This is a genomic window from Serratia sp. DD3 (assembly GCF_000496755.2).
This window is the reverse complement of record NZ_AYKS02000123.1, coordinates 41,555-66,878: the sequence shown is the minus strand read 5'-3', so window position 1 is coordinate 66,878 and position 25,324 is coordinate 41,555. Positions and strand designations below refer to the sequence as shown.

At 48.1% G+C, this 25,324-nt stretch carries 15 protein-coding genes and 1 pseudogene; 4 read left to right on the top strand and 12 right to left on the bottom strand.

All coding sequences use genetic code 11. From position 1 onward, the window contains the following. Window positions 1-106: 106 nt before the first annotated feature. Both IO95_RS22730 and phnR read right to left on the bottom strand, forming a co-directional pair. On the bottom strand, window positions 107-1,126 hold the full coding sequence (locus tag IO95_RS22730; protein ID WP_023492346.1) for a putative 2-aminoethylphosphonate ABC transporter substrate-binding protein: 1,020 nt from the start codon (window positions 1,124-1,126) through the stop codon (window positions 107-109). Window positions 1,127-1,225: 99 nt separating this feature from the next. Next, complete coding sequence (gene phnR, locus IO95_RS22725) at window positions 1,226-1,933, bottom strand: phosphonate utilization transcriptional regulator PhnR (protein ID WP_023492344.1); 708 nt, start codon at window positions 1,931-1,933, stop codon at window positions 1,226-1,228. A gap of 178 nt (window positions 1,934-2,111) precedes the next feature. Between phnR and phnW the strand changes: the two genes are divergently transcribed. The 3 genes from phnW to phnX are packed head-to-tail and all read left to right on the top strand — an operon-like array spanning window position 2,112 to window position 5,447. Beyond that, window positions 2,112-3,254, top strand: coding sequence for a 2-aminoethylphosphonate--pyruvate transaminase (gene phnW, locus IO95_RS22720; RefSeq protein WP_037384979.1), 1,143 nt, complete (start codon window positions 2,112-2,114; stop codon window positions 3,252-3,254). Beyond that, window positions 3,251-4,645 carry an aspartate aminotransferase family protein gene (locus IO95_RS22715; protein WP_023492342.1) on the top strand — a complete coding sequence of 465 codons (1,395 nt, stop codon included), beginning with the start codon at window positions 3,251-3,253 and terminating at the stop codon, window positions 4,643-4,645. Before phnW ends, IO95_RS22715 begins: the two co-directional genes overlap by 4 nt. Then, on the top strand, window positions 4,638-5,447 hold the full coding sequence (gene phnX, locus IO95_RS22710; RefSeq protein WP_023492341.1) for a phosphonoacetaldehyde hydrolase: 810 nt from the start codon (window positions 4,638-4,640) through the stop codon (window positions 5,445-5,447). The genes IO95_RS22715 and phnX overlap by 8 nt, the downstream gene beginning before the upstream one ends. Window positions 5,448-5,571: 124 nt before the next feature. On the opposite strand, the gene IO95_RS22705 is transcribed toward phnX, so the two are convergent. The 5 genes and pseudogenes from IO95_RS22705 to IO95_RS22690 all read right to left on the bottom strand — a co-directional run bounded on the left by IO95_RS22705 (window position 5,572) and on the right by IO95_RS22690 (window position 9,440). Continuing rightward, complete coding sequence (locus tag IO95_RS22705; protein WP_037384810.1) at window positions 5,572-5,829, bottom strand: antitoxin; 258 nt, start codon at window positions 5,827-5,829, stop codon at window positions 5,572-5,574. A 38-nt stretch (window positions 5,830-5,867) separates the two neighbouring features. Then, window positions 5,868-6,123 (bottom strand): annotated as a pseudogene (locus tag IO95_RS22700) (type II toxin-antitoxin system RelB/DinJ family antitoxin). Window positions 6,124-6,485: 362 nt separating this feature from the next. Then, window positions 6,486-7,991, bottom strand: a complete 1,506-nt coding sequence (locus tag IO95_RS22695) for an anti-phage dCTP deaminase (protein WP_023492933.1) — start codon at window positions 7,989-7,991, stop codon at window positions 6,486-6,488. A gap of 138 nt (window positions 7,992-8,129) precedes the next feature. Continuing rightward, the gene (locus IO95_RS25755) at window positions 8,130-8,306 is read right to left on the bottom strand and encodes a hypothetical protein (RefSeq protein ID WP_023492934.1); all 177 of its coding nucleotides are present in this window, start codon (window positions 8,304-8,306) and stop codon (window positions 8,130-8,132) included. A gap of 594 nt (window positions 8,307-8,900) precedes the next feature. After that, window positions 8,901-9,440 carry a DUF2058 domain-containing protein gene (locus tag IO95_RS22690; RefSeq protein ID WP_023492844.1) on the bottom strand — a complete coding sequence of 180 codons (540 nt, stop codon included), beginning with the start codon at window positions 9,438-9,440 and terminating at the stop codon, window positions 8,901-8,903. 574 nt (window positions 9,441-10,014) lie between these two features. On the opposite strand from IO95_RS22690, the gene IO95_RS22685 reads away from it, so the two are divergent. Further along, window positions 10,015-11,460 carry a DASS family sodium-coupled anion symporter gene (locus IO95_RS22685; RefSeq protein ID WP_037384806.1) on the top strand — a complete coding sequence of 482 codons (1,446 nt, stop codon included), beginning with the start codon at window positions 10,015-10,017 and terminating at the stop codon, window positions 11,458-11,460. Between the two features lie 129 nt (window positions 11,461-11,589). Here the strand turns inward: IO95_RS22685 and IO95_RS22680 are convergent, their stop codons facing one another. The 5 genes from IO95_RS22680 to IO95_RS22660 form a co-directional block, all read right to left on the bottom strand. Further along, entirely contained in the window at window positions 11,590-12,366 is a 777-nt protein-coding gene (locus IO95_RS22680) for an ABC transporter permease (protein WP_023491890.1), read from the bottom strand. After that, the gene (locus IO95_RS22675; RefSeq protein WP_037384803.1) at window positions 12,363-13,298 is read right to left on the bottom strand and encodes an ABC transporter ATP-binding protein; all 936 of its coding nucleotides are present in this window, start codon (window positions 13,296-13,298) and stop codon (window positions 12,363-12,365) included. Before IO95_RS22675 ends, IO95_RS22680 begins: the two co-directional genes overlap by 4 nt. Beyond that, window positions 13,295-14,455: an ABC transporter permease gene (locus tag IO95_RS22670; protein ID WP_023491191.1), complete on the bottom strand. Its 1,161-nt coding sequence runs from the start codon at window positions 14,453-14,455 to the stop codon at window positions 13,295-13,297. Before IO95_RS22670 ends, IO95_RS22675 begins: the two co-directional genes overlap by 4 nt. Before the next feature lie 46 nt (window positions 14,456-14,501). Next, window positions 14,502-15,434, bottom strand: a complete 933-nt coding sequence (locus IO95_RS22665; RefSeq protein ID WP_023491190.1) for an ABC transporter substrate-binding protein — start codon at window positions 15,432-15,434, stop codon at window positions 14,502-14,504. 491 nt (window positions 15,435-15,925) lie between these two features. Beyond that, on the bottom strand, window positions 15,926-25,282 hold the full coding sequence (locus tag IO95_RS22660) for an autotransporter outer membrane beta-barrel domain-containing protein (RefSeq protein ID WP_037384801.1): 9,357 nt from the start codon (window positions 25,280-25,282) through the stop codon (window positions 15,926-15,928). Window positions 25,283-25,324 lie beyond the last annotated feature (42 nt).

The following is a 25,324-nucleotide window of genomic DNA, read 5'->3' as shown; positions in this document are numbered from 1 at the left end:
GACGATGCCATGAATAAACAGTGACAAGCTGATTAAGGCGCGACTAACCAAGGGGAAGACAACCAGCACAGACCGACGATGGTCAGCCTGTGCGGTAACAACCCGCTTATTTTTTAGCTTCAGTCTTGCCAGAGAAGTTAGAGTTCCAGCGGGTCAGTATATTGTCACGCTCACGGGCCGCCCAGGCAAAATCATTCTTGATCATCTGGCTGTTGATATCAGCCGGGTAACCTGGCCGAGCTTGTGCCACCTGTGGGATGGCAACCACAGCGAACGACTTGTTATACAGCCTGTTAGCCTGTTCTGTTGCCGCGAAATCCAGCAACTGCTGCGCGGCTTGCAACTTGCTGGTGCCTTTGATGATAGCGGCGGCTTCCATATCCCAACCGGAGCCTTCTTTGGGGAAGATCACTTCAATGGGGGCGCCTTTAGCCTTAAGGCTCGCAGCAGGGAAATCAAACGAGATACCGACCACCGTTTCACCGCTGGCCGCCAGTTTACAAGGTGCTGAACCTGAATGGGTATAACGGCTGATATTCTGGTGCAGGTCATTCATAAACTGCCAGCCTTGCTGTTCCCCCATGGTCTGTAACCAACCTGCGACGCTCAGGAAGCCAGTACCCGAAGAGCTGGGATTAGGCATGATCACTTTACCCTTGTAGATAGGCTTAGTGAGGTCAGCCCAACTTTCTGGGGCAGGGATCCCTTGTTTTTTAGCCTCTACCTCGTTAAAGCAAATGGCGCTGAAAAAGGCATCCAGCCCAATCCAGTGAGGTTGTGCCTTGTCGTCACGGAAACGGCTATCCAGTTTCTCCAACCCTTTAGGGGCATACCCTGCCAGCATTTGCTGTTGATCGAGTTGCATCAGGCTGGTGGCGGCCAGCCCCCATACTGCGTCGGCTTTAGGTTGCGCTTTTTCTGCCAACAAGCGCGCCGTAACCACCCCAGTAGAATCGCGCACCCACTTAATATTTATATCCGGGTGTTGCTGTTCGAAAGCGCTTTTTAATTCAGCCAGTTGCTCGGGCTCGAAGGCGGTATAGACAGTCAGATCGGTATTAGCCACTGCCGGTGCAGCGATACCGGCAATCAGCGAGGTGATGAGCAAAGAAGTTATCGGTTTCATGTTTTCTCCAGCAAAATTGGTATAAACCAGATGATATGGGAGAAAGATTAGGGGATCTTTATGACACCCCCGTGACGTCAATATGACAACTTGATGCGTTTAATCTTGGGTATCCACTTCAATTTCCAGGCTGTCGTGACGCCAATACTCCAGGTCAAAATCCAGTACCTGCCCATGCTGATCGAAGTTAAGTCTCTCCAAGCGAAGTGCCGGTAGCCCCGCCGTGGCCCCTAAATGGCTGGCAACCTCATCCGGTAGCGCCGTGGGGTAAAAGGTCACCTGCATACGGGCGTAATGTAACCCGTAATGGCTCTGGTAAAGCTCAGTCAAGCTGCCATTGAGATTGAGATCTAACAGGCCCGGTACGCGTTCAGGCAGGCAGTAGTTCTCGCAATAACAGATTGCCCGCTCATTGGCAAAACGCAGCCGCTTGAGCAGGAAGATACTGTCAAATGGCTTGAGTAACAGCCGATTAAGCAGAAACGGTGGAACAGCTTTACGGCCCTTTTCCAGCAATTCGGTGCGCGGTTCACCGCCCTGTTCACGCACTATCTGGTGAAAATTGGAGGTATGCCGTGGTTTGAGTTGAAAGCGCGGCGGCGTGACGAACCAGCCCCGGCGATCTTCCCGATAAATAAGGCCATTAGCCTCCAACTGGACTAATGCTTCGCGGATGGTCACCCGGGTGGTGCCATAGAGTTCGCACAACAACCGCTCGGAGGGGAGGCGGTCATTGGCTACCAATCCCCCGGCCTGAATCTGGGTGATAAGAGCATCTTTGATTTGCAGGTATTGCGGTTTCGTCATGATGAACCTTGGTGTTGGTCAAGACCAGTAATAACCAATAAAGCCGGAACAGAGAGCTTATCTCATCAAGGGCGTGAAACATGAATTTTTTGTTGCACGATAGGCACCCCCTTTGACCTGGTCGAATAAGTTGCTCACAATGGCTTTATTCTGGTCTATACCAAAAGAGAGCGTAATGATGACCCATATTCCCCCTACACAAGAGGCTGTCGATTATCTATTGTTGACCCCGGGCCCTCTGTCCACCACGGCTTCCGTGCGAGCGGCGATGTTACAAGACAGCTGTACCTGGGATGCTGATTATAATCTTGGCGTGGTGGAACCCATCCGCCGTGAACTGGTGCGCCTGGCAACCAGCCCGGAATTTGCCAACGATTACAGCGCGGTATTACTGCAAGGCAGTGGCAGCTATGTGGTAGAGAGCGTACTGGGGTCCGCATTGGGTGCTGATGACTGCGTGCTGATTGTCAACAACGGAGCCTACGGTGCCCGGATGGTGGAGATGGCTCAATGTCTGGGGCTGAACCATCGGGTGCTGGATTGTGGTGAAACCGCCCGCCCAGAGGTGCAGGATCTGGAAGAACTGTTGATAAGGCACCCTGAAATCAGCCATCTGGCCATGGTTCACTGCGAAACCACCACCGGTATGTTGAACCCCTTGGAACAGGTTGCCAGCCTCTGTCAACGCCATGGGATCCGCCTGATCCTCGATGCAATGAGCAGCTTTGGCGGCATTCCTTTTGATATCGGCCAGCTTGGTGTCGAGTTTCTTATCAGCTCAGCCAACAAGTGCATTCAGGGCGTACCGGGTTTTGGTTTTGTTATTGCCCGTCGCGCCGCCTTGGCCGCTTGTGCCGGTAAAGCCCGTTCAGTCTCTCTTGACCTTCATGCCCAGTGGCAAACCATGGAACAACAGGGGGGGAAATGGCGTTTTACCTCCCCGACCCATACAGTATTAGCCTTTGCCCAGGCGTTGCGCGAGTTGGATGAAGAAGGCGGCGTCAGCGCACGCTATCAACGTTATCAGGAAAACCAACACACGTTGGTAGCCGGAATGCAGGCGCTCGGTTTTGAACCGTTGTTGCCCAAGGAGTGGCAATCTCCGATTATCACCGCCTTCTATTCCCCGACTCATCCCGATTACCGTTTTGTCGATTTTTACCAGCGCCTCAAAGCACAGGGGTTTGTGATCTATCCAGGCAAAGTCTCGAAAGCGGATTGTTTTCGCATCGGCAATATCGGCAATGTCACCCCACAGCAAATTCAGCAGTTATTGGCGGCGATACAGCAAGCCAGCTACTGGCTGGAAGCCAACGCATGAAACACCCGTTGATACTACCCGCTGGTGGGGCGGACACGGAAGGGGATATCAACCAAAGTGCGGCCCGGGAGCAGTGGTGGGCCGAACAAAGCGCAGCCACTCAAGAGTCCCTGGCTGAAGATAGCCGCTACTTTCTCCATCAGGCGCTATCAACGCCCTGCCTTGATGTGCTGACGGCTGCTGAAGGCGCGCTCCTCACCAGCCAGTCAGGTAAGCAATATCTTGATTTTCATGGTAACAACGTGCACCAACTTGGGCACGGCCACCCCAAGGTGGTGAAACGGGTACAACAGCAACTGGCATCACTGCCATTTGTGCCACGGCGTTATACTCACCCTATCGCTATCGAGTGCGCCCGCACCCTCGCTGAATTGGCCCCTGGTGACCTTAACCGGGTGCTGTTTGCCCCTGGTGGCAGCGAAGTGGTGGGGATAGCCCTCAAACTGGCCCGCTTTATTACCGGCAACAGCAAAGTGGTTTCTTTGTGGGATGCGTTCCACGGTGCCTCCCTTGATGCTATTGCCGTCGGCGGAGAGGCCTGCTTCCGTGCTGGCATGGGGCCGCTGATGGCGGGAGTGGAGCGTATTCCACCGCCGACTCGCTATCGCGGGGTTTGGTATCGTGGCGAAGGGGAAGACCTGCACTACGCCGATTACCTTGAATATGTGATTGAAAAAGAGGGCGGGATCGGTGCCTTTATTGCCGAACCTATCCGCAATACCGATGTACAGGTGCCCTCCAAGGCGTATTGGCAACGCATCCGCGAGATTTGCGATCGCCATGGTGTGTTGTTGATTGTTGATGAGATCCCCAACGCCCTGGGGCGCACCGGGCACTGGTTCAGCTTCGAACACTTTGGTATTGAGCCTGATATCATCTGCCTGGGGAAGGGATTAGGCGGGGGCATCGTGCCCTTTGCTGCCTTGATCACCCGTGATCGTTTCAATCAGGCGGCGGCGATTTCCCTGGGTCACTATACCCATGAGAAAAGCCCCATCGGTTGTGCTGCGGCCTTGGCCACCATTGAGGTGATCCGCGAGGAACAGCTTCTCGCCAAGGTGGTTGCCGATGGGGACTTTATGGCGGATGAGTTAGCCAAGTTGGCTCACCGTCACCCGCTGATCGGTCAAGTACGGGGGACCGGCCTGCTGTGGGCGCTTGATCTGGTGCGTAACCACCAAAGCCGTGAACGAGCAACCAAAGAGGCAGAACAACTGCTCTATCGTTGCTTGTCACTTGGGCTCAGTTTCAAAGTCTCGCAGGGCAATGTGATCCAACTGTCACCACCGCTCACCATTAGCCGCGCCGAACTTGCGCGTGCCATTGCTATTCTTGATCTGGCATTGAGCCAGGTTGAAACCACCGTTGAACAGGAGTATTCCCATGTCTGATGTACAAGCACTGATCCTGGATTGGGCGGGCACCGTGGTCGATTTCGGTTCCTTTGCCCCAACCTCCATCTTTGTTGAAGCCTTCTCCCGTGCCTATGATTTCCCGGTGAGCCTGGATGAAGCCCGTCAGCCGATGGGGCTAGCAAAACGCGCTCATATTACCGCTTTAGGGCGTTTGCCATCGGTAGATAGCCGCTGGCAGGAACGTTTTGGTCACCCGATGAGTGACCAAGAGGTGGAGCACCTCTATCGCACCTTTATGCCGCTGCAAATTGAGGCAGTGACCAATTTTGCCACGCCTATTGCTGGGGTATTACCGGTGCTGGCGATGTTGCAACAACAGGGGATGCGCATCGGTTCTTGCTCTGGCTACCCGCGCCAAGTGATGGAGGCTCTGGTCCCTGCTGCCGCAGAACAGGGATATACGCCAGATTATTGGGTGGCAAGCGACGACCTGAAAGCAGGCGGTCGCCCTGGCCCCTGGATGGCACTTGCCAACGTGATTGAGTTGGGTATTGATGGCGTGCATCGTTGCATCAAGGTGGATGATTCGGTACCGGGTATTACCGAAGGGCTCAACGCCGGTATGTGGACCGTAGGGCTGGCGGTTTCCGGCAATGAGTTTGGTGCCACCTGGGAGGAATATCAGGCCATGAGTGAACAGGCGATCACCGCCCGGCGAGAACCAGCTAAGGCGAAGCTGCAACAAGCAGGCGCACACTATGTTATCGACACCTTGGCAGATATTTTACCAGTGATTGCCGATATCAATAGTCGCTTGCAAAAAGGTGAGCGGCCTTAAGCAAGGCTTTTATTAATATCAGGGAGTGATGATTTTGGCGTTAGAGGGAGATAAGCATATTGCCGCTTATATGGCGTCTCCCTCGGTATTGAACCTGTAAGGTCGGATTTCACCTCTTTCCATGTCAGATTACCTCACCGCCAGCGGCAGGTGCATCAATCCATTCACGCTCTTCTGCACTGAGTTCAACTGGTGGGTCACACTGCGCTAGCCGTTCAGTGAGAGCATCCTGCGGAGACCTGAGCGGTTCAACAATCAGCCAGCCATTATCAATGATCAGGCCTACTTCGCTACCTGAGCCCAACGAAAGGGCATTGAGCCGCGCTGGTGGCACCGTCAGCATGACTGAATCGGCAACCTTTTTCAGACGAGTGGTGTGTATAATTTGCCTCCTTTAATGCACATGCGTAAAACTCAATATTAAATATCATCAAGATCTACCCTTATCCGTTTGGTTGGAGTTTTCAAGCGTTCACGAACCACCGCCAGAATATCGGCATCTTCATCTTGCTCGCCCACTATCACAGACACCTCAGCAAACGGCAGCTTTTCATGCTCAGCGACATAACGCAGAAATAACCGTAATACATCGGATGGGGAAAGATTAAGTTTTTCAAGACGCATAATATGCATTCCTTTATAATTCCTCATCTACACGGATTTGTATGGTGCTCATTTGTATTCCTCTGCCATTACAGATGTAACACACCATAATGCATTACATTTGTAGTGCAATCATTGTGATTAATTAAATAAAAATGTATAACTTCATCCGAAATAATTATATTTTCTTATAGGCGGAAAACAGGTAATCCCGATGACCTATTATGTTACTAGGATTATAAAGTGAATCCAGCCCTAAATACTAATAAAAATCAAGTTAACTCATTCGTATTTGGAATGATATATGTATTGAGGTATAATTCCCTTTGATTAATAAATTGAAAACAAGGATCATTATTAAATTTTTTAATGATCCTTGTCATGAATTAATTTCCATTAACTTATATGTCGAAAGAATAGTAGCGCTAGATATAATTACAAATCAAATTTAGCTTTGACATTATTGATTACTTTAGACTCGTAATCAGAATAGCTATCAAGATATTGTGTGTCAACATGATAAGATTCCTCAACACTATATGTAATTGGCTTACCTTGGCTATCTTTTCTTTTCCTATTGTAGCCGAAAAATTTCGCATATCTCTTGGGAGCTACACCTTCAAAGTTTTCAAACAAAACTTTATCAGGTGATGGAGTCTGATCTGACTGACAAATCGTATCATCATGCAACTGCAAGGCTAGGCTTTTTTCATATGGTTCGATATATACAACACGCAGCAAGCCTGCTGCGACAATATGACGAGCACAGACATGGCAAGGATAAGTAGTACAATATAAAGTATTCCCAGTTGTTCCCATGCTTGTATTTCTAGCCAGAGAAACAATAGCATCCATTTCTGCATGAACAGCTCGTGAGTACTCTATTAAATACTTCGCTTTGGTTTCTTTCATTATTTCTTCAGCAAGTTGCTCAGCGTCTTGTTGTTTACATCTTTTTAAAATATTTGTGATTTCCATTTTTAAAAGGGCTTTATGTTTATCATTATGACAACCATTTTTATTAAAGCACCGCCTATCTTTTTTACTCTCTGATGTATAAAGCCCGCCACCGTATTCTGGAACATCATTTCTACCTGTAGCAATTATACTTCCAGACACATCCATTATAGATGCACCTACTTGACGTGATAAACATGCTGATCCCAAAGATGCCGAATATGCAGCATACATTCCTGATTCATCTTTGGTCGGGGTAAGATTATTTGCGCTATGTATTAAATCAATAAAACGTTGAACCGACTTTTTCATTACCTCAGTGTCAAGGTTTTTAATAAAAAAATCTGCTAACTGTAAAGTTTCCTCTACTTGTTGGCCAAATTTTTCTGAGGATTTCCTATCCCTTTCTATAATTTTCTGGACGTTATCTTCACTAATTCCTTCGTCTTTTAAATTCTGTACACGCTCGGCTACAGTTCGTAATAATCCAACAAGATAGAAATTATTTTTATATACTTGATTTAGAAGTTCTACTTCTGAAGGATGTTTTATTTGGTCGATTATATAAGCTGTTTTCTTTGTGTTTTTTGTTAGTTCTCGAGTATCTTTACCATATACTTCTTCACGCAATTCTTGAATCCGCAGGATTGCAAGTTCAGCACAAATGAAATTTTTATTTTCTTCTCTAAGTGTGTCACCAAGATCTTGCAATTTATTATATCGCTCGAAGTTATTTAGCCTTGATGTGCTAACCTTCGTGAACTCAGATATTAAATCACTTATCCTGATGTGCTCTACATGATAACCATTTTGTTTGAGGCAAAAAATGACTTGCTCTTTAAGAGTTTTTATTCCAGAGCCAATTGCTCCACATAGGCCAATAATAAGCTCTTGGGAGCGCCGTCCTTTGATATCATTAATGCTATCAGAATTATGTCTTTCTTTCAATTGAACAGGAATAATATTCTCAGCTGAATGTGCCATGTATTCACTCCAGATATAAATAATTGATTGAGTTTATATATAACATCTATTGATAAGGTTGCAATCAGGTGAATGATATAAATCATTTTATAAAAATAAAAATAAAAATAAAAATAAAAATTTACTAATTTTAATATATTACCAAGTGATTTTTGACGATGCTAACAACACTTTTTCTCTAGCTTTACTTTGAGAAATGGCCTTTCTGCGTTCAACTAAACTTTCAACATTATTTAAAGATGTAGTGTTATCAGTAGACTCATTTCGGTCCACTATTTTTTTTTGTTGTTCAGTCATCTTTAATAAGTAAATCATTATTTTTCCTTAACATTTCGTCACATAAAAACCGAGCGATTATACTTACATCTCATTTTTTTTCAATGAGTATACTGTTCATATACGCTAAAAATGAAACTTTATCAAGTTTGTAAGGCTTAATTCTAGGGTAATACTATATTTAGTATAGATTGTTGTATTCTCTACTATATACATGATTTTCATATAAAAATTTCGTCATGTTATGTGAGATTTTTTATAATAAAAACAATATATTACAAGCTTCCCTATGGTTGATTTTTTTGCATGAATGGCTTGAATCCATACAAGTCCTGGATGAGATAGACTAAGCAAGTGCATTATATCTATGCATACTCGCTTCCCGCGACTTTTCTTATGTCGAACCGCTAGACTTTATGCTGACTGGTACTTACTACACTAGATAGTTCACACTGGATAATAATTAGTGTAGTAGAGATGAAAAAATCACGAAGCAAAAAACACAACCCAATCAGCCTGATAGTAACGGCACTAGCAACTACCAGCGTGCGTTTTTCCATATGCCCTGAGTGAAGATAAAACCTTAATGAAAAGCCCCTTGGGGCTTTTCACCATTCACATCCGAAAAATTAATTACCACATTAAATCGTCGGGTACTTTAAAATCGGCATACGGATCGTCTTCATCTTGCTCTTCCTGACTCAGCGCACTGTTTAATACAATACTGTTGGCATCTCGTTGCGCAATTTTATCAGCGACGCTGGCGGGGATGATGGCGTATTCACTGCCACCACTGCTATCAACCACCAAACGAGCAATGGCGAGGCGGCCATTGATCAACTGAGCTTGGGTTGGCTTATCCACTGCCACTTTTTTAATCAAATTATTATCTGTGAAGTTGAAATCAATATCGCCTTTTGAAATAACGATTCTGTTCATTTCAATCAGTTGCTTCACCTGAGCTTTATATTCTTTCGACAACGCAGCTTGTTTTTGTTGTTCGCTAAGCTGTTTATCACGCTCAAGTTGTGCTTTTTTGTTTTCTTCTACCGCTTCTCTTGCCTCACGAGCTTGAACTCGTGACTTTTTAGCCGTTCTTTGAACTTTGGCCACTTTTTTGCTGGTCACTAATCCCGCTTTTAGCAACTGCTCTTGTAAGGTGAGCTTTGTCATCTTGGTTTCCAAATTCGTTGAATAATTTGTGCGATTATATACCCAAGCTCAATGAAGTTGCAGGACAAAACGCATGGCGTTTTGAACAGTGCCTACGGTTTACCCCAAGGAGCGGGGCTCTGACGAATGGAGTTAGGTGGCGAGGGAAGCGCAAGCTGGTCAGGAACGGATTTGACCACAGCTTGACCACGTCACCTACATGCAGCAACGCTTTCCGCACCAGGGCAAGCAAAGCATTTACCTTTTGCTTTACCGAACCCTGGCTTCCCTCAACTGACCGATGCCATCACTGCAATGCACAACCAGAATGGTGAACTGGCCCAGCTGGTGATCGAAAAGTGATATTCTGGACAAGTTGCTATCTGACAGCAGAGATGAGAAGAAAGCATAAGATCGCCCTCCGGTTTATTCTCTTTGTTAAGAGCCTTGATATATGACGGGTATAAAATAATAAAATCAAAAAATAGAACCATATATATTTTTATATTATTTCCTGCCGCAAGTCATACTTGCTAGGTTATTAACTGAGTAAAAAAACAAATGCTGCGCTATTGTAACAAATAGGAGTGTTATTATGGTAAGTAATGTTAAATGGTTGCCTTTAACTATCATCATCGTTCTGGCATTAATATTCTGGAATATCGCGCCACCTGAAGGGCTGAAGTTGGCCGCCTGGCATTCTCTGGTATTATTTGTTGCTACGATCATCAGCATTGTTATTAATGTGCTACCGATTGGTGCTGTTGGCATCATTGCGATCACCGTTTATGTTGTCCTCAATGCCGGTGGAGATGCCACCGCCGCCGATGCGATTAAAACCGGCTTAAGAAATATGAATAACTCAACAATCTGGTTGATTGTTGTGGCGTTTCTTATCGCGCGAGGATTCATTAAAACCGGCCTGGGGCGTAGAATTTCCCTGATACTGATTACCCTGTTAGGGAAAAGAACCTTAGGCTTAGCTTATGGTTTGGCATTAGCTGACTTGATTCTGGCTCCTGCTATGCCGAGTAATACGGCTCGTTGTGGTGGGGTTCTTTATCCCGTCGCAGACTCATTGGCACGTAGCTTTGAATCCCGGCCAGATGATGCTTCACGTAAAAAAATAGGCACTTTTCTGGTGACTTGCATGGGGAATATCAACGATGTTACTTCCGCCATGTTTATGACAGCCTTTACCGGTAACTTATTGATTGTAAAACTAGCCGCGAATGAAAATATTACTTTGACCTGGACCGGTTGGTTAGTGGCTGCGGTGGTCCCTTGCCTGGTTTCTTTTATCCTTATCCCGCTGGTTATCTACTTTTTTACTGCCAGACCCGAAATCAAACACACGCCTGATGCTCCAAAGTTGGCAAAACAACAGCTGGCAGAAATGGGGGGAATGTCAAAACCAGAGTGGATGATGGCAGGCACGGTTGTTGTGCTGCTTGTTCTGTGGATTTTTTACAAAGTGTTAAACATCGACCCAACCACTGGGGCATTTATTGGTTTATCTCTGCTGTTACTGAGTGGTGTATTAAGCTGGAAAGATGTGATTTCCGAAAAAGGGGCTTGGGATACGTTGATTTGGTTTGCTGCACTATTAATGATGGCAGATCAATTGAAAGACTTGGGCTTTATGTCATGGTTTGGCAACACGGTCGGCCAGGAAGTGAGCGGCCTGGCAGGTAACAGTAATTGGATAGTGCTATTGGTAGTATTGAATGCAGTGTATCTGTATGCGCACTATTTCTTTGCTAGCGGGAATGCGCAAATTGTCGCGCTATACTCAGTTTTCCTCACATTAGGTATCCAACTGGGGATCCCAAGTATGCCAATGGCTCTGATGTTGGCATTTTCCAGTAGCTTCTCATGCTCTTTGACACAATACACCCATGCACGCGGGCCCATTTTATTTGCCCCTGGCTATGTTCCCACCGCCACCTGGTGGAGTACCGGGTTTGTCTGTAGCGTGGTCAATCAGCTGGTGTTGTTAACTGTCGGTCTGGCATGGTGGAAGTTCTTGGGCCTTTACTAACGAGATTATTGATAATCTATGGCTTCTCCTCCTTGAATGAGGGGGAGCCTGTCTGTTGACCTTACTGACCGTACCAGCACCTGGTGGAACCCTGCGTACATTGGCAAAGATACCTGCATCATGTTTTCCTTACTCGGCAGCAGAAACCGTTAGAGTCTGTTGACTCCAGGCGGTGAGATGCCGCACCCAGCGCTCAAACAGCATATCGGTGATGATCGCCAACAGGGCTACCACCACGGCACCCTGGATCACATAGGCAGTATTAAAGCCGCTAAGGCCAATAATAATCGGCGAACCAAGCGTTTTAGTGCCAACGGTGGAGGCGATCGCCGCCGTGCCGATATTAATGATCACCGAAGTGCGGATACCGGCAACAATCACCGAAGCCGCCAGGGGGAGTTCAACACGCCACAGGATCTGCCTAGCACTCATCCCGACTCCTTGCGCAATTTCGCGGATGGCACTGGGTACCGATTCAATGCCCGCCAACGTACCCTGCAGGATTGGCAACAAACCGTACAGTACCAGCGCAATAATTGCCGGTTTTTCGCTAAACCCCATAACCGGTACCGCGACCGCTAACACCGCAATCGGCGGAAAGGTCTGGCCAACCGCCACAACGGTCTCCACCAGCGAACGGAACTCTTTACCTGCACGGCGTGTCACGCCAACCCCAGCGGCCACACCAATCACCACAGCAATCATGCTGGAGACCGCCACTAACAACAGGTGTGCCCATACCAGTGAGATAAAACTGTCTTGCTGATATACAGGCCGATCCAGATCCGGGAACCAGGCGGCAAACAGACCCTGTAGATGATTCATGCCAAACACCAATGCCAGCAGCAGGGCAAAGGTCCAGGGCAGTGGATCGCGTAGCCAGCGCAAGACCGATGACAGGTTCATGACAATGCCTTTTGGCTAATCAAATCACTGAAATACAACACGCCAAGCGCCTCGCCTTGTTCGCCAATCACCGGTAAGCATTCACAGCCCCGGGCCACAAACACCGACAGTGCTTCGCGCAGACTCATGGCGGCGGTGATGGGTTCCCCTTCCGCATGGCCAGGGCGTACCCGCTTAGCCACGGTGCTTAACGACAAGAGTTTGATACCGCGATCGCTGCGGCCAAAGAAATCACGCACAAAATCGTTGGCCGGTACGGTTAATAGCTCCAGCGGTGTGCCCTGCTGCACGATGCGGCCCTGGTCGAGCAACACGATACGGTCCGCCAGGGCCAATGCTTCGTCAATGTCATGCGTCACTAACACAATGGTGCGCCCGGAGAGATGATGAATACGTGAAATCTCAGTTTGCAACGCCGCACGTGTCACCGGATCAAGTGCACCAAAGGGTTCATCCATCAACAACACCTCTGGGTCAGCAGCCAATGCGCGTGCAACCCCAACCCGCTGCTGCTGCCCACCGGAAAGCTGGTACGGATAACGATGACGGAACAAATCCGCTTCCAGATGTAACAGCTCCAGTAATTCAGTCACCCGATCGCGAATTCGTGCGCGTGGCCATTTCAGCAGTTGTGGCACCGTGGCAATATTTTCCTCCACTGTCCAATGCGGAAACAGACCAACCGACTGGATCGCATAACCCATTCGGCGGCGCAGATCCTGCGGTTTAAATTTCTGAATCTCTTCACCGGCAAAGAAAATTTTTCCCTGATCGTGTTCGATCAGTCGGTTGATCATTTTTAACGTTGTGGACTTGCCTGAACCAGAGGTGCCGATCAGTACGGCAAATTCACCCTTGGCAATCTGCAATGTAAGATCGTCCACCGCGGGCTTACCCTGAAAAATCTTGCTGACCTGATTAAACTGAATCATCGGCGTGACACTTCCAAAATTGAAACCATAAACTTGAACAGTGAATCGACGATTACCGCCATCACGATCACCGGAATAACCCCCAGCAGCACCAAATCCAGTGCGCTACTGAGCAGGCCCTGGAACACAATAGCGCCAAAACCTCCGGCACCAATCAGCGCCGCGACCACCGCCATGCCGACGGTCTGCACCGCAAGAATACGCACGCCGGTCAGGAACAACGGCAACGCCAGCGGTAACTGTACGCAGAAGAAAACCTGCCCACGCGTCATCCCCATGCCACAGGCGGATTCGATCACGCTGGCTGGCACAGTTTGCAACCCAGCGACAACACTGCGTACCAGCGGCAACAGGGCGTACAGCACCAACGCAAAAATTGCCGGTGCCATACCAATGCCACTGACGCCATGTTCTGCCAGCCAAGGAAATGCTTTCGCCAAACCCGCCAAAGGCGCGATCAACAGGCCAAACAAGGCAATCGACGGAACTGTCTGGATAATATTCAGTGTGGAGAATATAGGCCTCTGCCAGCGTGCAGAGCGAAAACACAACACCCCGAGCGGCACACCAATCAATAATGTCGGCACCAGCGTCGCCAATAGGATAGTCAGGTGCTGTAACAGCGCGGCATCAAACACATCTTGCCGATTGTAATACTCTTTCAACAATGAGAGTTGATCCAACTGATGGCTGAACAACAGCACCAGTGCAGGCAATATCACCAACAGGTTGCTGAGCATGCGCCATAAATGCGAGGAGGTAATGCGAGTGATGGCGTCGGCAGCCATCAGCAGGCTCAGCGCTAGCATCAGCCAACAACCGCTCCCCAAGGAAGTGCGCGCCAGTTTGGAACCTTGTTGTGCCAACTGCAGGGCGGCATGGCCGCTTATCCACAGTGTGAGCGTCAGCAGCGTCGAAGCCGCCAGCACGGTTAATAACGCATTGCGCCTGAGCGGTGCCAATAGGCTGAGAGCCGCCAGTAGCAACAGGGGCGCCAACAGCCACAGCGGCGGACCGTGCAATAGGGACATCAGGGAAATACTCGTGCCCGATAACAGGCGATTGGGGGCATAACTGAGAAACGGCAGCCCAAATGCAGCCAGCAGCAACAGAATAAACAGTGTCAGTAATACGCGGTTTTTTACGGCAATAATCAAAGAAACTCTCCGGCTCCATGTCGGCCCCCATTGGGGGCCAGAGATGTTATCCCTTCACCAAACCTTTCTCTTTAAGGTAAGCCGCCGCAACCTGTTTGGCGTCCTGACCTTCCACCGCGATCTGCGCATTGAGTTTTTGCAGCGTCGGACCGTCCAGTGAAGCGAATACCGGTTTTAGTAATTCAGCGATGTTGGCATGCTGTTTAAGCGTTGCTTCACGAATAATCGGTGCTGGCGCGTAAATCGGCTGCACTCCCTTTGGATCTTCCAGCGTTTGCAGCCCCAGCGCTGCTACCGGGCCGTCGGTCCCGTAGGCCATCGCCGCGTTCACACCGGAGGTTTGCTCCGCCGCCGCCTTGATGGTCACCGCAGTATCACCACCGGCCAACGACAGCAACTGATCCTGGTTCAGCTTAAAGCCGTAGGCATCCTGGAACGCGGGTAGGGCATCCGAACGCTCGATGAATTCAGCTGACGCCGCCAGCTTGAACTTGCCGCCAGCGTTGATCCACTTGCCCAGATCGGCCATTGTTTTCAGATGATTGGCATCCGCCAGGTCCTGACGGATAGCAATGGTCCAGGTGTTATTGGCCGGCGCGGCATCCAACCAGACAATTTTGTTCTTGTCATAATCCAGCTTTTTCACTTTCTCAAAACCGGCCTGAGCATTTCTCCATGCAGGGTCTTTTTCATCAGAAAAGAAAAACGCACCGTTGCCGGTGTATTCCGGATAGATGTCAATTTCACCGGCAGTGATCGCGCCGCGCAACACTTTGGTGGTGCCAAGCTGTAACTTATTGGTGGTTTTAATGCCGTTAGATTCCAGCACCTGTACGATGATGTTACCGAGCAATGAGCCTTCGGTATCAATTTTAGAGCCAACGCGCACCGTATCGGCTGCTTGCGCCATACCAACGCTCGCGGCAAGCAAACCCAGCGCCAGAGCAAAGACACGACCACGTGAAGGGGCGATTACCATACTTTTTCCTCTTGTTGTGTATTGTCCAGCTATTTGGCCAGAACGATTGAAAAATCTTGAGAAGCGCGCGTCCATCGCACTATAAATGTTTCCGTCGACCAGTACCTTTGGACAGAATACCCGGTATGCTCACAGCAGGGCGACCTTATTGTTTTATCTCTGAACCTACATCCTCAAAGCATCAACATCTCTGGCCTTCAGTGTCAGGATATTCCTGGTTGGCGTGTAAGATGTACTATCTTGCGTATCATCCTGCGTCATTTGGCAGATAATACTTTCTGAGCGAGGAAAGCCGACACACATGCAACTGGCAAGTATGACGGATATATCAGACTAATACAGCCCATTTTATACCAAAATGATCAGCCGGGTCAGGGAGTCTCCCCATGTGCTGGATGGGTTGCTGTATCACCTCATCAGGTCATAACAGGTGTGCGGTTCCCCGCACACCTGCCATCACATCAAGACATTAAAGAAAACAGATCAAGCCCTTAGAATTTATACCTCACCCCCAGCATCGCCGCTTTGTCATCATAACTCTGTTGCCCAATCTGGTTGGTCAGGCTACCCCAGACACTCAGGTTGTTGTTGACCTTACCTTCGACACCGAGTTTCACTTCAACCAGATGACGGCTGCCAGTCTGTTGCATCTCCATGCCATCCATCGTCACACCCGCCAGACGGGTGTTGTGGATCCAGTTCAGTTCCAGATAGCTGGTCAGGATCTGTGGATGCGCTTTATCCGCTCCTAATTGCGTATCGTTAGAGAACTTGGCACCCAAACGCGTTTGCAGATTATTCTGTCCACTCTGCTGTACCAACGTGCCGTTGTCCTCGGTGAGATCACTCATCTTCGCACCGTTGAGAGTGAGCTGGGCTTGCGGCGTGATATAGCCACTGTTGTCAGCCACCTGATAGACCTGGAACGGATAGCCCCCCTCCACCGACATGCTCACACCACGCAGGTGGTATTTTTCACTGGAGAGCAGATCACCGTTCACTGAACCTTCAAACCACTCGTACTGCAGCCAAGTGTGGACATAAGGGCTGTTATGTTTGACGGCATTCTGATACCAGGTGCCGTAGACACCGATACTGTAACCCGTCAGGCTGTTATCCGCCTTATAGGTCAGTGACGTGGCGTCGGTGGTACCGGTAGAGCGTGCATAACCGGCCATCACGCCTACACCCACGTAATCCTTACCCGTCAACTGGCCATCCCACACTTCGCCACCCAACTGGGTCACAAAGCGACTGCTGGTATTGGAGAGCTGCCCGCTGGCATCCTTGAATTTGTTGCGTGAGATAGATTGACGTAACCACAGGCTGGTATCCATATCGTCCGTGCCATTGGCGGTACTGCTGGCGCTCATGTCTTCCAGGCGGCTGTTAAACAGAGTATTGGCCGCCGCAATATTGGCGATATAGCCTCCCGCTTCTGGACGATAAGTCGGTTGGACATAGTTCGAGCGCAGATACCAGTTGCCATTGGTCGGGTCAGCCGTCGTGCCTTGATAGAGGAAATATTCCAAAGCTCCAGCTACCGCACGGCCATTGAGGGTAAAGGTAGCGGCAGAGGTGCCGCCAACACTGATGATTTCAATGCCGTTCGTGTTTTGTGCCCCTTGACCGCCGATATTATTCACCGCCACGGTCCCCGTTCCCGACGTGTCGCCCGCTATCACTAGTTTATCGGTGGGTGAGTTATCGCCGGCCAGGACGCTATCAAAGGTCAGGTTACCGCCTTGACCAATATAATCACCATTAACGGTGAGGGTGCCGTAATCAACGCCATTAGCACTGCGGCCTACCAGAACATTCCCCTCATTGGTAAGGTTACCAGTTACGGTGCCATCACCACCGAAGGTGCCATAGGTCTGTACAAAGACATCGCTATTTAATACCACCGGGCCACTTGCCGCAGGTAAGACTGCGCTCATGAGAGCTGGCTCAGTGCCAATGATCAAAGACCCTGCCTGCACCACGGTGGCATTGGCAGTCACAGTGCTGCTACCGATATATACCATGCCGTTACCTTGCTTGGTCACCACGCCCGTGCCGCTAATCGGCGTAGTCAAATTCCAGTAGCTCGTATTGCTCAGTATGAGATTGCCGTTATTGTTCACCGACGCCGCACCAAAGTTTTTAGCTTCGGTTGCCGTCATCGCATTGTCTGATTCCAGCGTGAAAGTACCGCTATAATTACTGTTATCATTCATTAACAGAACATCAGAGTTATTGGTCAGTAGCGTATTGCCAGAACCGGATAGCGGGTTATATAAACCACCAACGGCATCATCGAGATTTAAAGTGCCATCGACAATAATCGCACCAATACCCAGCGCTTTGGTTTCTTTCAATAACGCTGTAGCACCTGCGTTAATATCGGTGATACCGCGATAATCAGGGCTGTTGCTCGTCAGTGTTAATATTCCACCCGTGAGTACTAAGCCACCCTTGCCAGTCAACATGCCGTTACTTAATCCGCCATTGCCAACGGTTAGAGTACCTTCGCCCATATCCAGCAGCGCGTTGGCTTCTGTGTTCAGTGTGCCGACACTTTGTGTGTAGGTACTTAAATCAACTGTTGCGCCATTGCTAATACTTAAGTTGCCGGTATTACCCAGCGCGGAATTAGACCCTAGCTGTAAAATACCTGAACGCACCAAGGTAGCGCCTGTGTAGCTGTTGGTGTCATTAGACAACACGACGATGGAACCATCGTTAGGCGAGTTCACCGCCAAATCACCCGTACCGATAATTTGTGCAGTGAGTTCATTAGCCGCCGTGCCGTTATCCGCCAAAGCTCCTGTCAGTACTAAAGCGTCGTTAGTCGTTGTCAAAAGATCCAAGACAGACAAGCCATAATTCATATACAACCCATCCAGCGCTTCTCCCGTGGTCAAACCAAAACCAAAGGTGCCTGTTGCTGCAACTGTGGTGCTATTGGGATTGAGAATTCCTTGCTTATAAGTGGAGGTAATGGGTGTATTGGTGCCATCAGTTAAGGTCAACTCTTGACCCGTTCCAGTTGCAGTACCTTGGATTAAACCCACTACGATCGCCCCGGTATCCAGGCTTAATACGCCAAGACCGGTAATATCAGGCTGCACATTTGCCGGTAATGCCACGCTCACCGTACCGCCACCTGTGGTATTAATTGAGGTTGCATTGATGGTGCCAGCTGCAGTCAATTGCCCATTGTTTTCAATGATTTGGTCATAAATCAGGGTGCCCCCATTAAAGGTTAACGCGCCGATGGATTGCGTTCCTGTTCCCACCGTGGTGGTGCTGCCTGTATCTAAGTTCAGCGTAGTGCTGGTATTGCCTGTGGTGTTATCACCAGAAAGCAGGAACTGGGTATTGAACAGGTTGACCGTACCCGTAAAGCCATTGCCGATATTCGCACCAAAACTAAATTGGTTATTGTTCGTGGTAACATTCATCACGCCTGTACCAATTAGCTGATTATCAAAAATAAAATTACCATTATTGTTGATATTCAAGGTGTCGCTGCCCGTCACGATATCGACGATGGTGGCAGTATTAAGCAAGTTAGCGCTATCGATATTGAGTGTTGAGCTGTTGTTGATACTGACCGTGCCGAGGAAAGTATTGGCATTAGTATTAATTAAATCCACGTTACTGCCTGATAACGCCCACGTCCCTGCACCACTGAGAACATTATTTAATGTGCCGGTTAATTGATTAAAGATTAAGGTGCTACCCGTTTCGATATCAACCGCACTCGCCCCCAGATTTTGGTTGTCACTGACACTCAAGGTGCTGGTACCGACAATATTGATCAGGCCATTTAACCCGCTGTTATTACCAGAGAGCGCCATATTGGCCGAGTTATTAATCAACACGGTGGAATCAGTCACTCCGGTCAACATGTTGGCAACCGTATCTGTCACTCCGCTGAAAATTAGCTGTGAAGTGTTCGTCAGCAAGTTCACTGTAGCCGCCGCATCACCCAAATTATTGGCAGCCGTTACCGTCAATGCACCGTCAGCATTAACGTTATGAGTACCTGAAAAAGTACTCGCGCCAGACAATTGCACCGCGGCGTTAGTATTGATGACGCCAGCACCTCTAAACTGATTGGCAAAGGTATTCGCACCGTTGAAATTTAAGGTACCCCCTACATCCACCAGGCTGCTGACGCCAAGATTACCCGTACTGTTGAGTGTGACTGTGGCCCCAGAAGCAATATTGGTCGCGGCGGATAACGTATTATTATCAGCAGATAAGGTCAGTGTGCCTCCGGTGACATTCAGGGTACCGGCACCCGTTAATCCACCCACGGAATCGGAAGTACCGCCATTGCTTATGTTCAGCACACCTTGTGCGAGGTCAATGGTTCCCGAATTCGCCAATACTTTAAGATTTTGACTGTGCCTATCAAGATTCCAGGTAGCCCCGGTATTCACGGTCAAGGTTGACGTGCCACCAAGCACATTATCAGCGCCAGAGATCAGGTTGCCAGCACTGATGGTTGTCGCTCCCGAATAATCATTGTCGTTATTGGAAACCGTTAAAGGGCCGTTAGTGGCATCAAAAAAGATGTCACCCGTGCCGGTAATCAAAGCTGTGAGTTCCCGATTAGACGTAGGGTCAGTGCCTGTGGCAACTTTCAAGGCATTGGCGCCATTGAATACTAAATTCAACTCGGTTAAGCCGTAATTCAGATAAAGCCCTGCGGCACCGGAAGTGTCACTGTCCGTCAAGGCGTAGTTATAGGTTGCGATGGCAACGGTATCTGCTCCCTGAGTAATGTTCGCCGTCACCGCAGTACTCGAATCAATGGCAACCCCATTGATCTGTAAGGTGAGGTTACCTGCACCTACCGAAGGACTAGTAGCATTGATTAGCTTAGAGCCCACCACACCGCGGTTTTGATCGAGAATGGAAAGGCCTGTCGGTACAGGATTGACGTTATCCCATCCGAGCCCGGTATTGAGATTAATAGCGCCACCATTAGCCGTAAATGTACTTACATTTAACACACTTTCTGCTTCGGCTAAGGGCGCGCCAGCGGTAAAGGTCAGAACAGCGTCATTGTTGATTTCCAGATTCTGTATGCTGGGATTACTGGATACACTAGGCACGCCCACTGTAGTTACACTGCCCGAGTTAAGGGTTAGTGAAGCTCCAGCTAAAGTAGCTGCGTTGGTATCAGCCAAAGAGAATTGAGTATCTTGTAAAGTCACTGTGCCAGCAAAACCCGTACCAACGGTATTAGCAAAATCAAAAGCGCCATTGGCGGTATTGACGTTAACCGTACCTGTACCGAGCAATTCATTGCCAAGTGTGAAGGCACCCGTGGTGTTAATATTGAGCACGCTGTTGCTATTAGCAAGATTGAGCGCTGTTCCAGCATCCAAGGTCGTAACCTGATTCATGGTTAACACCGCCCCGTTATTAAGAACGATGTCGCCAGTGAGGCCAGAAACGCGGGTCGTATTATCCGACAAATCGATACTACTATTGGTTAATATCCAATTCCCTGCGCCAGTTAACGTGTTATTCAGCGTTGATAAAATGCCACTATTGTAACCATCAAAAATCAGCTGCCCGCCACTGGCAATGGCTACTGAACTTCCACCTAAATGCATGCTGTCGCTGGCAGTCAGGGTGCTGGTGCCGTCAATATTAAATAATCCTGCAAAACCTGAGTTATCGGTGCTTAATACCGTATTGGCGCTATTGATAACCTCCACGGATGAGCCCGTTACGCCCACAAGTGCCGCCGTTAATGAATCATTAAAGCCATTCAAGATCAGTTGAGCGCCACTATTGAGCAAATCAACAGTACTCGTACCTAAATTGTTAGCTTGAATGGCGGTCAGGCTACCGGGTGAAGTCACATTATAGAAACCAGTAAATCCGGTGTTATCAGCGGCCAACGTAATGGCAGCGTTGGCATTAACAGCGCCCGCGCCTGACAACACATTATCGAAGTTAGCGTCAGCGGCATTGAGATTCAAGGTGCCAGCAACACTAATCCCCCCTGAGCCCAAAGCGTCCGCGGCACTTAAGGTAACAGCAGCGCCTGTATTAATGTTCGTTTGTGCCGTGTAGCCATTATTCGCCGCTGAAACGGTAAAAAGACCATTTTGAACATTTAAGTTACCTGTGCCTACTAATCCGTTAACGCTGGATGAAGTACCGCCGTTAGTAAGAGTTAACGTACCACCAACAAGATCAAGGATGCCTGCATTCGTCAAAGAGCCTACTGTTTGCGTGAAACCGCCGAGGTTAACGATCGTGCCTGCTAATGTGATTAATGATGACGTATTGCCCAATGCACCATCAGCGCCAACATTCAATGTGCCTGAATCTACGCTAGTAGTACCTTGATAATTATTCGCACCATTATTCAAGGTAATGGGGCCACCAGTGGCATCAATAGCTAAGTTACCTGTACCTGTGAGTTGCGCGCTTAGCCCTGTGTCAGTGGCTCCTGCTGACGTTAATGTGAGGGTTTGCCCGTCCAAAATTTGCGATACAGATAATTGTTCATAAATACTTAATCCCAGATTACTGACCAAAGAAAAACTGAAGGTATTTAAAGCAACATTATTACCCCCTTGGAAATAAGCGACATCTCTGCCTGGAGCAAGAGTCGCACCGCTAAGGTCCGTCAGGGTAAAATTAGCCAACTGGGCTGGAGTCAGTGAATTTTGGCTACTTACCAGATCCATTAATACCCCAGTATCGAGGTCTAACAGGTTGCCTGAGGTTAACAATTGTGGGTCAGCTTGAATGGTAGAATTACCCGTGGTACTTAATGTGTTCGTAGTAATAAGAGCGCCGGTGGTAAAACGCAGCGCCCCGCCACCAAAGTTTAAATTACCAATATTGTAATTACCGGCGGACATGGTAATCACACTGCCCGAGTTATCACTTAATGTTGCATTCTGTAATACGGCACTATTAATGGGTGTTAAATCCAAAATGGTATTCGAAATATTGGCGGTTCCAGCAAAGGCGTTACCTACGCCAGCACCCGCACTAAAACCTGTACCCGCATTATCAATATTAAGGATACCGTTACCTGTCAGTGCATTATTGAAGGTGCCAGCGTTGGTTAAATTCAAAACACCATTTAACTCAATAGCAGCACTACCTAACTGGTTGCCCGGCGAAAGAACACTGTAGTCACTCGCATTTAATGTGCTACCGAGTTCAACATTCCATGTACCCACAAAAGTATTAGCACCGGTTAAGGTTACGTTAGCACCATTTAATAACTCAGTATTACCAACCCCGCCAATCACAGCGCTGAAATCACCATTATAATCAGCGCCAAATACCAGTTGATTTGTACCAATGCCTGACAAATTAATGGTGCCGGAAGTGACATTATTAGTATCACTCAAGATTAGCTGAGAGGCAGTATCCAAGTTAATCGCAGAGAAATTTTGTAATGACGTGGTGGGAGCCAATGCAATAACAGAATTAATTAAACTCAGCGTGTTAATTCCCGTGCCTGCATTCAGTAACCCCAGTTCTATTGGACTCACGAGGCTTGAATTATAAATATTGAAAAGATCATTGTCTGTCCCGGTTTGAATATCCGCAACGGTAGCGCCTTGATAAATATTAACGGTATTAATACCATTACCTAAATCAATCACATCATTGCTTACTGAACCCGTGTTAAGCGTTAACACATCATTACCCGCGCCACTGGTGAGGGCTGCTAATGTTCCATTATTGGTAATGGTGTTACCGATTCCCCCCATTGCAACGCTACCACTGACAAGGCCATTATTGGTTAAGGTTTGCGCTAGAGCGCCATTATCGTAACTGATGGCAGTGATTCCAATAAGAGAGGTATTAGGGCCGACAATTACGCTTTCCGAACCAGCAAGCGTGCCTGTGGTGGAGATACCTTTACTGCCACCCGCGATTGAATCAATGGTGAGATAAAAATTGGTTAAATCCAGTGCTGCGGTTGTGCGAAAACCAATACTGGCAGGATCCGTAAGATTGATGATGTTGGTTCCGGCGTTAAAATTATAACCCCCCGCCCCCCCCGCGAACGTGAACACAGGGCCAGCACCGTTGTTATTAATCGTGGTATTGCTGAGATTTACTGTCGCGGCACCACTCGCTTTAACAATCGCTTGTCCTGTGCCATTGATATTAAAGGTTGTTCCGTCAATAGAATGGGTTCGAGCACCTGTAGTGGAAGAGAAATTAATGCCGTTAGCGGCATTGGTGGTCGCAATAGTACCGCCGGTTAGATTGAGGATGGTATTGGCATCACTGAGCGTAATACCGTTGCCCGCGATAGCATTAATAATACCCCCCGTGCCAATCACATTCATGGTTTTACCAGCGGCCAGTGTTGACGTGAGGGTGATGCCCGAAATATTACTGGTGATCGTGCCCGCATTGGTGATATTCACGGTGCCCGCAGAAGCATTATCCGTCACGTTGATGCCCGTGGCTTTGACAATATTGCCCGCACTGTCATTCATAACCACAACATTGCCCGCTGAGCCTGTTGCGGTTTCACTGACATTAATCCCAGTACCTGCGCTAGGGGCACCAACACCAGTACCATCCGAAGAAATCAGTCCATTAGAACGGATATAGATATTACCCGTTCCACCCGCACCCGTTTTGCTGACATAAATACCGTTGTTGCTAGCGCCTGAGGCGACAATAAGACTGGATCCCGCCCCTAGGTTATAAATCACATCACCCGGAGAGGTAGGGCCATTATCAATCTTGGAACCGACAGTGCTGGATGCATTACTGATCACATCCCCCGCCAGATTATTCATAATAAGAGTAGCACCGGTACCAAATGTCCCTGCTCCAGTATTATAAGAGCCTATCTGCACACCGTTATTAGCCACCCCTAATGGGTTTTGCGCAGAAAATGCCATATTAACAATGGCACCATCATCAATCTGGTAACTGTAGGTTTTTCCTGTTCCTCCTTTGTCAGCAGGTCCATTAGTAAAAACACGGCCTGTGGCTGTTACGTTGGAAGTCCCATAAAAATGCATCAAACTATTAGCCGCATTACCCATACCCCAAAATATGGCTGGATATCCACCACTACCCAACCCAGCAACAGTACTTGTGCCGGTGAATTCCACCGTAGTCGCTAAAGCCAACTGGATAAAAGCAGCATAAGTGATACTTCCATTAAAATTAACCAGTCGCAACACACTGTTATTATTGGCAGGCAAAGATGTCCCACTATCATCACCAAGAGAAACTATTTTGCCATTTGGTATAGTTCCAAAATTATCAAGACTCACTGTAACGGCTGTTGTGGTATTAGTGACCGAGTAAAATATAGGACCGCCATTATTGGAGCTAATATTACCAAAATTTTGAAAAGTCAGATTGCCAGAATCCGTTGCCGCACCAGTGAATGCCTCAGCTGCATTAAAGGTAAAATTATTTCCCCCACCATCAATAACCAGGTTATGTCGATTATTAGTATTATTTAACAAAACAGGAATAGATGAAGGAATGACCAAGGGAGCGGTGATAAGTACTGTCGTTGGCGCATTTGTCGCACTATTATTGATTGCATTCGTTAATGCCAAAACGGTACCTACCTCAACGCAATTCGGATCTGCCGAGCATTGAATCGCTGTGATGGCATAGGCGTTTTGATAGATGGCCAGAGAGGAAAAAAGTGATAACGCGATAGCGCTATTTCTGAATAAGTTATTAGATTGAGTCCTTTTTTTATTACTTTGATGAGAGCAACTACTGTGGTTGGCTGTTTTCTGTTGACTCTTGGTAAGCTCACTGACAACAACCCAAACCTGTAATGCTGCACTCCATATGACTCTGTAGGACTTATTCATGTTTAATCCCTCTACTGATATTCTGGCAACCCATTGTTTTTA